Raw genomic sequence first — 14101 nt, forward strand, 5'->3', positions numbered from 1 at the left:
TTTAGCAACAATAGGGGATATTAGAAAAATAGGACCCAACCTATACATAATTAGGGAGCTACGCTAGCGGAGCTTTCAATAGTATTTGAAGATCAATTAAAAGATGAATTAGCTTAGAAGCTTGTACTTTTTATAAATTATATGCATACTATTTGATTTTTTTGAAATACTAAAAAAGGTAATAAGAAACATTATTAGTATTTCTTAAATATAAAAAAATATTACTGGAAATGAAAATTTCCAGTAATATTAAAACAATAAAAATAATAATTACACAGAATTATCTATTCTCTCAATTTAAATTTTAATTACACAACTTTTACTTAACTCTTTTTATTATAAAATTATTTAATTTCTTAGTTTACATATTAAATCAACAGTATTTAAAAATATATCAACTTCTTTTATTGAGTTATATAGTCCAAAGCTTGCTCTTACCATACCAGGCATTTTGCAAGTTGAATCTACTAAATGTCTACCTGCTTCAAAATCCGTTAATCCTAATAATCTTTTTACATAAGGATGGGCACAAAAAGCACCTTGCCTTACAGCTATTGCTCTAAGATTTGCTAGTAATCTAGCTACCTCAGCATTATACATTCCATCTATATTAAAAACTACTATACCTAATCTATCTGATATATTTTTATTATCACCATAGGTGATAACTCCATTAATGCAGTTTAAGCCATCTAGTGTTCTCTTTAATAGTATTTTTTCGTTTTCTTCAATGGTATCAAATCCTATATTTTTTAATTCTTTCATTGCTTGAACTAATGCAATAGCACCAAAAAAATTAGGACTACCAGCCTCATCTTTTTCAGGTGGAGGTAATAGAACTTCCGAGTTATCTAACACAGCTTCTACAGTTCCTCCTCCTTTAAAATCGGGATATAGTCTTTCAAAGTCTTCTTTTAGTCCAACAATAGCACCACTTCCAAATGGAGCATACATTTTATGAGCAGAAAAAACTAAAAAATCTATTGAATCAGCATTTATATCAATTTTTTTATGAGCCACTATTTGAGCACCATCTACTATTAGTTTGGCGTTATAACTATGAACAAGTTTAGAAATATAAGATAAATCATTCATATATCCAGTTACATTTGAAGCAGCAGTAATTGTAACATATTTAACTAATCCACTATATTTGTCTAGTAAGTATTGTAACTCATCTAGCTTTAGTCTGCCATTTTCATCTACTTCAATATATTTTAAATTACATTTTCCTCTCCAAGGGAGGTCATTAGAATGATGTTCCATTCTTGTAGTGATGATTATATCATTTTTATTTTCTATCAATATATTAGATAGTCGATTAATTCCCTCAGTAGTGTTATTTACAAATATAACAGTATATTTGTCTTTGGAAGCATTAAAAAAATCTAATATATAATCCCTGCAGTTACAATATTGTTTAGTTGAGTATTCTGACTTTTGTCCAAGGCCACGGCCAATTGATCCATATAATTCGCATGCTTCTGTAATTTTATTTATAACACTATTAAAAACTGGTGTTGTTGCAGCATTATCAAAATTTATTGGTATTATTTTATTATCATCTAATATAGGAACTCTTTTATTAAGACCTATAAATAAATCTCTTAAAGAATTATTTGTTGAATTACGCATAGCATTACCTCCCATATATTCTATTCACTTACTTGACGTAGTGTGCTACTAAAGTAAAAAGTAGAGGGTTCTAATGTGATATCAGGAAACATATATAAATATATAACATATAAATATAATGAAATATTTTTTGGAGGAAATATATGTATTATAATAATTTAAATAGACATCGAGAAGAGGATGAAGAGGATGATTTAAAATTTATTCCTTTAAATATAAAAGAGCCTTTTTCAGAGAAAGATTCTAACTGGTTTCCAATTGTAAACATGAATTCACCAAATATAAATCATATGACTAATAATTTTATATTAGGATTTTCTAACTCAGCAGATGGTGAAATGTTAGATGAAAACTTTTTAAAAACAATAGATTATGTACCAAATGTTAATTATAGTTATACAGACGAAAATTACTTTAATACTTACGAAGCAGGTAATTTGTCAAGCAATATACCAGGTAACATGCAAGGCAATATGACGGGTAACATGACAGGTAATATTCCAGGTAATAACTATAATCAAGGCTTTTCTCAAGGTGGTGGATTTTTACCAAGTAATATGTTAAGTAATAGCAATATTAGTGGAATGAATAATCAAAGTGGTACTAGCTTTGGTAATAATTTTGATTTAGAATATCCATCAGAAACGCAAGCAGAAGATTTATATTCATATAATAAGGAAAAAAACTGTAATGGTGCTACTTTAGGTAATGGTAATATGGAAAGTGGTGGTATTACAGGAAATATGAATACTGGAGCTACAGGAATGAATAATAACATGGGAAACATGAATACTGGAGTTACAGGAATGAATAATAACATGGGAAACATGAATACTGGAGTTACAGGAATGAATAATAACATGGGAAACATGAATACTGGGGCAGCAGGAATGAATAATAACATGGGAAATATGAATACTGTGGCAGCAGGAATGAATAATAACATGGGAAATATGAATACTGGAGCTACAGGAATGAATAGCAACATGTGGAATATGAATTCTGGAATAACAGAAATGAATAGCATGTGGAATATGAATTCTGGAATAACAGGAATGAATAGTATGTGGAATATGGGGGATGGATTTACAGGAATAAATGCTACTATGGAAAATATGAATGTTGGAATAACAGGAATGGATAACATGTGGAATATTAATACAGGAACAACAGGAACAAATGATAATATAAATAATATATTTGAAGAAGGTTATCAAGGCAGTTTAGAGCAACAATATATTCCATTTAGCAATTTTAATTTAAACCCAAATACTCAATTTATAGGAGAAACTAATGGGAATAGCAATAATACATTTACAGGTGATATAAGTGGAGGAAATACTACTGCATTTCCAAATAACATGGATATAAATTATAACGATTCTGAGCCTAATTATGTATTAACTAATATTCAAAATATGAATCCTTTAAATATGGGACCAAACTATACAATACCTGAAGGTTTTAATATGAATAATACCAGTAGCCAAACAGGAACTTCAACTGCATCAAATCCTAAATTTGATAACTCATATAATTCATTTGAGAAGTTAAATGATTATATGAAAACTTATGAAAAAAGTGGAGTTATAAGATCTGATAAAGAGATAGAAGATCCTCCTCATATGGAAATATTAAGAGAGTTAGATTTAGGAAGCGAATACGATAGCATATATAGAGATGATAAGAGTAAAGAAATAGACAGTATTTTTAAGAAAATAGAAGAAAATCATGGAGCTATAATATCAACTTTAAAAGCTTATAGAATTCCATATCCAATAATAAGTTTATTAGTTAAAAAGATAATAAAAATAACCTTAGAGCATTCTAATAAAGAGTGAGGTGAAAAATATGTTATTTCGTCAGAACTTACCTAACTTACAAAGTAAAATAAGATTCTTATATGCAATTCCTTCATCACCTGCTGTAGACATTTATTTAGATGGGAGTTTATTTGTAAAAGATTCACCATTTTCTAATATATCATGCTATGAAAGTGTAGAACCAGGAACTCATGAACTTCAGTTATATATAACAGGAACCTATGTTACCCCATTATTTACAAGAAATATAGATATTTTACCGGATACTAGTTTGACAGTTAATATAGTAACTAGCGGTGGTGGAATTAGTATATTAGTTTTGAATGATGTTAATGTAAAAGGTAATATGACACTCTCTTTTTTGAGATTTATTAATTTATCATCTAATGCTCCTTTAATGTCTTTATCATTGCCCAATAATATAGTTTTATTTGATAATGTCGAGTATTTAGAAACTACCGGATATTTACCTTTATCTCCAGGAATTTATAACTTAAAGGTTACTTTTTCAGCTATAGCTGGATTAGAAAAGTATATAAATGAAAGGAGATTACAAAATGGAAGGTATTACACCATATATATAATAGGCCTATTAAATAGGCAACCACAAATTGGATATATTATGGTTGAAGACGGAAGGGATTAAAAAATGACTGTATCTTTGAAGATACAGTCATTTTTTAATGAACATAAATATGGCTTAATGGAATTATACATATCCCTAAAAAAATTGAAAATAAATAAATCTTATGATATCTATATTGTCTTGATGCTGGTATAAGCTCAGCAAAAGAAATATAAAGCATTATTCCTGAAACCATAGCAAATATTATAGCAAGTATTATTTCATTTATATAAGGTCTTAAAAATAAGAAGGCTAATAAAGCTCCAACTGGTTCAGCAAGGCCAGAAAAAAGTGTATATTTAAATGCTTGATATTTGCTTTGAGTAGAGTAATATATAGGCATAGCTACCGAAATACCTTCTGGAATGTTATGAAGAGCTATTGCTAAAGCTATAGATATTCCAAGTGTAGTATTTTCATATCCAGACACAAAAGTAGCAATACCTTCTGGAAAGTTATGTATCATTAAAGCTATCATTGATACAAATCCAACTCTATAAAGTTTACCTGATGGTTCTGATGGATTAGCTTTAGGTTCATCTGGAATAAACTTATCTATTAATAATGCTACAAATGCACCCGATAGCAAAAATAAAATTGATAAAAGAACTCCATTTAATTTGCCATTATACTTGCTGAGTGTTTCTTCAGCAGAGACAAATAAATCAGTAAAGGATACTGTTATCATTACACCTGCAGAAAAAGCTAGTGCAAATGTTATAAGTTTTTTATTTTGAGACTTAGAAAAAAACACAATAAAAGCCCCAATTACTGTAGATAGACCAGCCATTAAAGAAAGTAATAATGGAATAAAAGATTGATTGCTTAACATAAAAGTACCTCACAAAGTTATTAGTATTTTAAACGATATGTTTCAATAAATAATCCATATAATCAAAATTAGTAGTACATAGATTAGCTAGTACACTTGCAAGAAAATGGCAAATTGAAAGTATAGATTATTTAATTTTTATATCAGTTACTAAACTATCTAAATACTTATAGTTTAGTTAAATATTTACTGTAACTAATACATTAATAAATATATTAAAAGAAAAAATATACTATGCAATATATAGAAAATTTTATAATATATTTTATGTATTATTAGTTAAGTATATTTAATATCCATATGTAGTGAAGTTAGTTTATAGGAAATAAATGTTTTTATAAATAGTGAAGTATTGTAAAATAATAATCTAGCCATATAAATTAAGTTTGCATTTTTAATTTTAGGGGAGGTAGTATGATAAATAATAGAATAGAAGAAAAGGTTGCAATGATACCTATAATGTATAAGGTTTTATATGAAAATATACGAAGTAGAAGAAATAATTTTGAAAATTTTAAATATGGGGAAAATATAAAACAGTATTATAGGACTTATAAAGGTGATAAAAATAAACCTATAATATTCTTTATTCATGGAGGCGGATGGTGGCATGGAAGTCCTAAGACATCAAGTTGTATTGGAAAGTTTTTTAACGACTTAGGATATAGTGTAGTTCTTCCAGCATATAGGCTTGCACCTTTATATAAACATCCAACTCAAATAGATGATGTTTTTATGGTTTTAAAAGACTATTTATCAAAAGAAAATGATATTAAAAATAAGGAAATTATAGTTATAGGATTTTCAGCTGGTGGAGAGCTTGCAGCTAATATAGTTTTCAATGTAAAGAAACAAAAAGAATTTGGTATAAATAGTGATATTTTTAAAGGATTAATTACATTAGCTGGTGTGTTGGATTTTGAAAAATGTACTTCTAAACATTCTATAACATTAATTGAAAATTATATTGGTAAGGATAGTTCTTTTAAAGAAATGAATCCTATAAATTTGTTAAAAGAAAGCAATAATATTCCTACTCTATGTCTACATGGAAATAAGGATCCTCTAATCAACTTAGAAAATTCTATTAGCTTTGTAGATAAGATAAATAGTTTAAATGGAAATGCTAAATTAATAATTTTAGATGGAAAGTATCATTCTGATATAATATCACTAGTAATAAATAAAGGAGAAAAGGAATCTAAAATAATTTTAGATTTTATAGAAGATATATGGAAAAATTAAAAAAAAGATATTATTTATTAGATAATTTAAAAGTTATATTAATATTCTTTGTAGTTTTTGGTCATGTAATTGAGTACTATATAAATGATAATAGTATATTGATGACTTTATATATTTTCATATATATTTTTCATATGCCTCTTTTTATTTTTATTTCAGGATATTTATCAAAGAATTTTTATAAAATGAAAAGAAAGGCAATTAGAAATTTATTGATACCTTATATAATATTCAATATGATTTGGTACACTGCTGTATATATTGGTACAAGAAGAGCAATGTTTTCTGTACTTTATCCAGGATGGACTTTATGGTACTTGTTAAGTTTATTTTTTTGGAGAATAACATTAAAATATTTAATAAAGTTTAAACATATTTTATTACTTAGCTTTATAGCAGGAGTTTTAGTTGGATTAATACCTAGTATAGGAAGTATTTTATCAATTTCTAGAACTATTGTATTTTTACCTTTTTTCTTACTTGGATATTATACAACAGAAGAGCACTTAGAGAAAATTAAATCTTTCAAAAGTGAGTACGCAATTACAGGGATACTAGTATTTCTATTAATAGCAATTTATATAGTTAAAAATGATTTGTTTAACTATAAGTTCTTATATAACTCATATTCATACAATGCTTTAGAAGTTTCATTATTTGAGGGGACTATATTTAGAATTTTCCTTTATTTTGGAGCAATAATATTTAGTATTTGTGTTATAAATTTAGTTCCAAGGAAAGAACAATTCTTTTCTAAAATAGGAAAGGCAACTATGAATATATATGTTTTTCATATTTATTTGGTAATGTTAGTATATTTCTTTATACCAAAATGGAATATTGGGTTATTGCAAAATATTTTAATTTTGATAAGTCCGTTTATTATAATCTTTATTTTATCTAGAAAAAAGATTAATAAAGTTTATGATGGATTATTTTATCCAGTCAATATAAGTATTGATACTGGAAAGAAGTCTATTAAAAAATATAAAAAAATAAACAAAAAAGCTCATTAATTTATTTAATGAGCTTTTATTTATAAAAAAATATTTACAAGTAGATACATTGATACTATACTAGTGTATATACACTAGTAATCAAGGGGGATTTTATATGGAAAGTAGAGAAAAAATAAGAAAAATGGTTTTTGCAGCTGTTTTGACTGCAATTGCAATTATAATTCCAACTCAATTCGGATTTTTAAAAATAACAATAGGACCTTTCACAGCAACTTTAGCATCACATGTACCTATGTTTTTAGCAATGCTAATATCACCTGGGGTAGCAATATTTGTTGGAGTAGGATCAGCACTTGGTTTTTTTATAACAACTCCATTAGTAGTTGCAGCTAGAGCATCTATGCATATAATAGTTGGATTTGTCGGAGCATTAATAATAAATAAGGATAAGAACTTTAAGAAAGCAATTGCTATAACATCTCCTATTCATGGAATTCTAGAAGGTCTTATAGTGATACCATTTGGTTTTTCAGTTTATCAATTTATAGTAGTAGTAACAATAGGTACTATTCTTCATCACTTTGTTGATGGGGCAATATCATATGCTTTAGCAAATTCTTTAGCTAAAGCAAGAAGAAAAAACATATACGATGTATTTTCAAGTGAAGCTGCATAAAATATTTAGAATATTACTTATAAAAAGTCTGTTGAGATATTAACAGGCTTTTTTTATTATGAAAAATTATAATCAATTCAAATTCACATTATTAATTAAGTTTATATTTTTTTATTTTATATAAAGTGATATAATTTTAAATTAATGGAAATATTACGATATAATTATATGATTTGGAGGAATTGACATGGAAAGTACATCACTTATTCTAGAAGGTGGAGGAATGAGAGGGGTTTATACTGCAGGTGTGCTAGATTTATTATTAGATAAAGATATAGATATAAAATATTGTGTGGGAGTATCAGCGGGAGCCTGCAATTGTGTTTCATATATTTCAAAACAACATAAAAGAAATTATAGAGTAAATCTTAATTATATAAATGATAAAAGATATTTAAGTGTTAGTAATTTAATTAAAACTGGTTCAGCTTTTGGAATGGATATGCTTTTTAATATTATACCAAATGAATTAGAGCCTTTTGATCATAAAAGATTTGAAAGTTCAGGCGTTAAATTTATCGTTGGAGCAACAAATTGTGAAAATGGTAAAGCTGAATTTTATAATATTAAGGATTTTAACGATGGTTACGGATATGATGCATTAAAAGCTTCTATTTCATTACCATTAGTTGCAAAGATAGTTGATTTTGACAATAAAAAATTAATGGATGGTGGAATAGCTGCACCAATACCAATACAAAAAGCTATAGATGATGGGATAGAAAAGCATATTGTTGTTTTAACTCAACATAAGGGCTATAGAAAGAGTAAAACAAAAATAATGCCAATAATAAAAAGAAAGTATAAAAAGCATCCAGGACTTATTAATGCTATGGAAAATAGATATAAAATATATAATGAAACATTAGAGCAATTAGATAAGTTAGAAGAAGAGGGAAAATGTTTTGTTATAAGACCAAGTAGTCCATTAGATGTTAGTAGATTTGAAAAAGATAAAAATAAATTAGAGGCTATTTATAATAAGGGATATGAAGATGCAAAGGCTATATCGGAAGATCTAATAAAATTTCTTAATAAATAGTTTTTAAATGAAGTTAAAAGAGAAGTAATTACGAAAAAATTACTTCTCTTTTTTTATATGGATAAATATGAATTTACTTTACTATGATATAATTATCATATATTAAGTAAAGTATTTTGAGGTGATTTTATGAAGATTTTTCATATGGGAGACTGGCATATAGGAAAACTTGTTAATGGATTTTATATGACAGAAGATCAAGAATTTATAATAGAGAAAATTTATGAAGCAATTAAAAAGGAAAAACCGGATGTCGTTGTGATTGCGGGAGATTTATATGATAGATCAGTTCCACCGGTTCATGCTGTTGAATTATTAAATAAAACTATGAAAAAAATAGTTAAGGATTTAAATACTAAAGTAATAGCATTAGCAGGAAATCATGACAGTAATGAAAGAGTTGAATTTGCAAGCTCATTATTATGTGATAGTGGTTTATACATAGTTGGAAATCTAAAAAGAAAAATAGATAAAATAGTCCTAGAAGATGAATATGGAAAGGTTAATTTTTATCCAATACCATATGCAGATGTACCAGTTGTTAGAGATTTGTTTGAAGATGAAAATATAAAAACTCACGATTTGGCTATGCAAAAAATAATTTCTGAAATTCTAAATGATTTTAATGAAGATGAAAGAAATATTGCAGTAGCTCATGGGTATGTAACTCAAATGAAGGAAGATAATTTTGAAGCTTTAGAGGAGAGTGACTCAGAAAAACCTCTTTCAATAGGAGGAACTGAATATATTAATTCAAAGCATTTTGAAAAGTTTAATTATACAGCCCTTGGACATTTGCATGGACCCCAAAAGGTTGGAAGTGACAAAATAAGATATTCAGGTTCTCTTATGAAGTATTCATTTTCAGAAGTAAATCAAAAAAAAGGAATAACAATTGTAGATATAGATGAAAATGGAGATGTAGATATAGAAATTTACAATTTAAAACCTAGAAGAGATTTTAGAGTAAAAACAGGAACATTAGAAGAGATTATTAAAGGGTTTGATAATTCGTCTGAAAATTATGAGGATTACATTAAAGTGATACTAAAAGATAAGGGTGAGCTTTTAGATCCTATGGCAAAGCTTAGAAGTATATATCCAAATGTTATGGAACTTACTAGAGAGGAAAGAGTTTCAAGAAATAGTAGTAGAAATGTAGCAACTAATATAAAAGAAAAATCTAAAATAACTTTATTTAAGAATTTTTATGAAGATATAATGGATGAATGTTGTAGCGAAGAAGAGATAAATGTTATAGAAAAAATAATAGAAGCATCAGAAAAGGGGGGAGAGTAAGGTGAAGATAAGAAAACTTATAATAACAGGTTTTGGACCATATGCTGAAAGACAAGAGTTAGATTTTGAATCAAGTCTTGATGGGAAAAATATGTTTGTTATAACAGGAAATACTGGAGCAGGAAAAACTACAATTTTTGATGCTATAAATTTTGCTTTATATGGAGAAGCAAGTGGTAGTGAAAGAGATGGGAAAAATTTAAGAAGTGACTTTGCTGATAAATCAACTCCAACAGAAGTAGAACTTTGGTTTTCACTTAGAAATAAAGAGTATTATATAAAGAGGTCACCACAATATTTTAGAGCTAAACAAAGAGGTGATGGATTTACAGAAAGTAAGCCTTCTGCTGAAATAAAAATTGGAGATAAAACAGTATCAGGACCAAAAGAAGTTACTAGATTAGTTGAAGAAATACTAGGAATTACATGCGAGCAATTTAAACAATTAGTTATGATTCCACAAGGTGAATTTAAAAAATTATTAAATTCAGATAGCGACAAGAAAGAAGAAATTTTTAGAAAGATTTTTGGAACTAAGGTTTTTTCAGATATACAACAAAACATAAAATTAGAGGCCAATAATCTTAAAAAGTCTATAGAAGAAATACAAAGAGATAGAGAAAATAGAATTAAGGCATTTGCATGCAAAGAGGATGATGATGAATTAAGAAGAATTGTAAATGCTAAGGATTTGAACATAGAATTAATACTTTCAAAATTTAAAGATGCTATAGATAAAGATGAGGCAGAAGAAAATATAATCAAAGAAAAGTTAAAAGATATTAATATAGAAATTAATAATATTTCAAAAGAGTTAGTTTTAGCAAATGATATAAACAAAAAGATAGATAATCTAGAAAAGTATAAATGCGATTTAGATAAATTAAATTTATTAAAGCATGAATATGAAGTAAAAACTATTAAATTAGAAAGCGGAAAAAAAGCTGTAACAGTTCTAGGCTTTGAAGATAAATATAAAGAGAAAAAATTATCCTTACTGAAAGCAGAAGAAAGTTTAAGAAAAAGTATAGAAAATTTAAATAAATATAAAAAAGAATTTGATGATGCAGAAAGAAAACTAAAAATAGAAAATGAGAAGGAAGATTTAAAAAACGATTTACGAAAAAAGATTGATGAAATTGAGAAGTTAAAAGAAAAGGCTTCAATTTATCAAAGTAATAAGGAAAAGCTTGATAAGCTAATGAAAGAATCTCAATATATTATCGAAAGAATAAAGCAAATCGATATAGATAGAAATAAGAAGAATGACTTATTAAAATTATTATCAGAAGAGCTAGAAAATATAAATAAGCTAAAAGAGGAAAAAAGTAATTTAGATATAAAAGAAATAAATTATACATCTAAACAAGAAAAACTCAATAAGCTTTTAAGTGCTTTAGAAAAATGTAAACTAGAAAGTCAAAGACATGTAAAGGGAACAGCATTTTATGAAAATGCAGATAAAGAATATAATGATAAGAAAAAAAATTATGAGAAGCTAGAAGAGGCTTTTAGAAGAAATCAAGCAGGAATATTAGCTAAAGGGCTAATAGAAGGAGAAAATTGCCCTGTTTGTGGATCTATTCATCATCCAAAGCTTGCAACTATTGAATCAGGTAATATAAATGAAGCTGCTGTAAAGGAATCAAAAGCATTAGCTGACAAGTTTTATGAAAAAAGAGAATCTTATTATAGGGAGCTTACTAAAATACAAGCAGAAATAAGTTCACTTAAAGAAGAAACAATAAAACCTATATTTATAGAAGTGTTTAATAAAGAAAATTTTAATGATGATATTGAGATATCTATAGAAAAGGTTAAATTTGAACTAAAAAATAATTACAGTCAGTTAGATAAAGTAATTAGTAGAAAAAAAGAAATTGAAAAGGTAGTATCACTAGAATTAACTAAATTAAAGCAAAAGGAAGAAGTAGAAAAATATACTGAGGAATTAAGGATCGATCTAGAAAATAAAAATAAAGAACTATTAGCAAAAGAGGGAGAATTAAAAATTCAAGAAACTAATCTACAAAATATAGTTGATGAATTCAAAGGAACTATAAGAAACGTTAAGGATTTAGAAGAAGAACAATTAAAAGTAAAGGGCACTCTTGAAAAGTTAAAAGAAGATTATCTAAAGGCGGAAAAAAACTTTAATAATATAAAAACTATTTATGATAAAGAAAATGGTAATAAGAGTTCCCTAGAGAAAGTAACTGAAAATGCAAAGTTAGAGCTAGAGGATGCTTTAAAGCTGTTTAAAGAAAAAGTTCTAGAATTAGGATTTGAAAATTACAATGACTATTCTTCAAGTAGAATGACACAAGTAGAAATTGATGAGTTAGAAAGAGATATAAATAAGTTTAATATAGATTTATCTAATGCAGAAAGAGTTTATAATTTATCTTTAGAAGAGTGTAAGGATTTAAATAAAATTGATGTGAGAAATATAGAAGAAGCTTTAGAAGTTAAAAGTAATGAAAAGATTAATTTAGATAAATCTGAAAAAGAAATTTACTTAAGAATAAGCCAAAATAAAAGAATCGTTGGAGAATGCATTAATTATAGTAAATTAATAGAGGCAGATGAAGAAAAATATAAGACTGTAGGTAAATTAGCAAAAGTAATAAATGGGGATAATCCAAGAAAAATAAGTTTTGAGAGATATGTTTTAGCAGCATATTTTGAAGATATAATTGAAGCTGCAAATATTAGATTCTCACAAATGACTTGTAATAGATTTGAGCTTTTAAGAAAAGAAGAATTAGGAGATAAAAGAAAAGGGCAAGGATTAGATTTAGAAGTGTTTGATAACTATACAGGTAAATCTAGAGATGTAAAAACATTATCAGGAGGAGAATGCTTTAAAGCATCATTATCTATGGCATTAGGACTTGCAGATGTAGTTCAAAGTTATTCAGGTGGCATACAACTAGATACTATGTTTATAGATGAAGGCTTCGGAACACTAGATCCAGAATCCCTTGATTCTGCTATAGAATGCTTAATAGACCTACAAGACGATGGAAGAGTGGTTGGTGTAATTTCCCACGTTCAAGAACTAAAAGATAGAATAGAAACTAAGCTTGAAGTAAGCTCAACAAATAAGGGAAGTAAGGCTGTCTTTAAAGTTTAGCTATAAGTTATTTTGCGAAGCAAAATAGTTAAAAAATGAAAGAATGAAGAAATGAAAGAATTAAGGCGGTTTTGCTCTGCAAAACTTAAATTTAATTGTGCAAAGCACTATTTATTTAAAAATCCGTAAGGATTTTTTGAGAGAATAGATAATTCTGTGTAATTATTATTTTTATTGTTTTAATATTACTGGAAATTTTCATTTCCAGTAATATTTTTTTATATTTAAGAAATACTAATAATGTTTCTTATTACCTTTTTTAGTATTTCAAAAAATCAAATAGTATGCATATAATTTATAAAAAGTACAAGCTTCTAAGCTAATTCATCTTTTAATTGATCTTCAAATACTATTGAAAGCTCCGCTAGCGTAGCTCCCTAATTATGTATAGGTTGGGTCCATTTTTCTAATATCTCCATTGTTGCTAAGTAAACACATTTATTTAAAGATTCATCGGTCGGAAATATAACTCTAACTTTAGTAAATTTACGTATTTGTCTATTAAAGCCTTCTAAAACATTTGTAGTATAAATCATTTTTCTTATACTTGGAGAGAATTCAAAAAATGTTGAAAGGTTACTCCAATTGTTATACCAAGAATCAATTACTATTCCATATTTAGCTCCCCATTTTTCTTTTAAGTTATCTAGCTGCGCTAACGCAAGTTCTTCTGTTGTGGCCTTATAAACTTCTTTTAAATCCTTCATAAATTCCTTTTTATCTTTTGAAGCTATATATTTGATTGAATTCCTTATTTGATGAACGATACAAGTTTGAATATTTACTGATGGAAACACTGTTTTTATTAGCTTGTGGAAGTCCTTTTAAC

10 protein-coding genes and 1 pseudogene are annotated in these 14101 nt (G+C 26.9%); 8 read left to right on the forward strand and 3 right to left on the reverse strand.

Annotated elements, in window-relative coordinates; all coding sequences use genetic code 11:
- Window positions 1-348: 348 nt before the first annotated feature.
- Window positions 349-1635: an aminotransferase class V-fold PLP-dependent enzyme gene (locus tag CSBG_RS03805; RefSeq protein ID WP_008677223.1), complete on the reverse strand. Its 1287-nt coding sequence runs from the start codon at window positions 1633-1635 to the stop codon at window positions 349-351.
- 143 nt (window positions 1636-1778) lie between these two features.
- On the opposite strand from CSBG_RS03805, the gene CSBG_RS17665 reads away from it, so the two are divergent.
- Window positions 1779-3476: a hypothetical protein gene (locus tag CSBG_RS17665; RefSeq protein ID WP_008677224.1), complete on the forward strand. Its 1698-nt coding sequence runs from the start codon at window positions 1779-1781 to the stop codon at window positions 3474-3476.
- Window positions 3477-3486: 10 nt separating this feature from the next.
- Window positions 3487-4104, forward strand: coding sequence for a DUF4397 domain-containing protein (locus CSBG_RS03815; protein ID WP_008677225.1), 618 nt, complete (start codon window positions 3487-3489; stop codon window positions 4102-4104).
- Window positions 4105-4138: 34 nt separating this feature from the next.
- On the opposite strand, the gene zupT is transcribed toward CSBG_RS03815, so the two are convergent.
- Entirely contained in the window at window positions 4139-4915 is a 777-nt protein-coding gene (zupT, locus tag CSBG_RS03820) for a zinc transporter ZupT (protein WP_008677226.1), read from the reverse strand.
- A gap of 414 nt (window positions 4916-5329) precedes the next feature.
- Between zupT and CSBG_RS03825 the strand changes: the two genes are divergently transcribed.
- The 6 genes from CSBG_RS03825 (at window position 5330) to CSBG_RS03850 (ending at window position 13272) form a co-directional block, all read left to right on the forward strand.
- A complete protein-coding gene (locus CSBG_RS03825) occupies window positions 5330-6160 on the forward strand; it encodes an alpha/beta hydrolase (RefSeq protein ID WP_008677227.1) in 831 nt (276 codons plus the stop codon).
- Window positions 6148-7176: an acyltransferase family protein gene (locus tag CSBG_RS03830; protein ID WP_008677229.1), complete on the forward strand. Its 1029-nt coding sequence runs from the start codon at window positions 6148-6150 to the stop codon at window positions 7174-7176. Before CSBG_RS03825 ends, CSBG_RS03830 begins: the two co-directional genes overlap by 13 nt.
- A 97-nt stretch (window positions 7177-7273) precedes the next feature.
- Entirely contained in the window at window positions 7274-7795 is a 522-nt protein-coding gene (locus CSBG_RS03835) for an ECF transporter S component (protein ID WP_008677231.1), read from the forward strand.
- A gap of 187 nt (window positions 7796-7982) precedes the next feature.
- Window positions 7983-8837 (forward strand): patatin family protein, encoded by an 855-nt coding sequence (locus CSBG_RS03840; protein WP_008677233.1) that lies wholly within the window; start codon window positions 7983-7985, stop codon window positions 8835-8837.
- Window positions 8838-8966: 129 nt separating this feature from the next.
- Window positions 8967-10136 (forward strand): exonuclease SbcCD subunit D, encoded by a 1170-nt coding sequence (locus CSBG_RS03845; protein ID WP_008677234.1) that lies wholly within the window; start codon window positions 8967-8969, stop codon window positions 10134-10136.
- A 1-nt stretch (window position 10137) separates the two neighbouring features.
- Complete coding sequence (locus CSBG_RS03850) at window positions 10138-13272, forward strand: SMC family ATPase (RefSeq protein ID WP_008677235.1); 3135 nt, start codon at window positions 10138-10140, stop codon at window positions 13270-13272.
- A gap of 314 nt (window positions 13273-13586) precedes the next feature.
- On the opposite strand, the pseudogene CSBG_RS03855 reads toward CSBG_RS03850, so the two are convergent.
- Window positions 13587-14101: pseudogene (locus CSBG_RS03855) on the reverse strand (transposase); the annotation flags it as partial.

The organism is Clostridium sp. 7_2_43FAA (assembly GCF_000158375.2).
Lineage (GTDB): Bacteria > Bacillota > Clostridia > Clostridiales > Clostridiaceae > Clostridium > Clostridium tertium.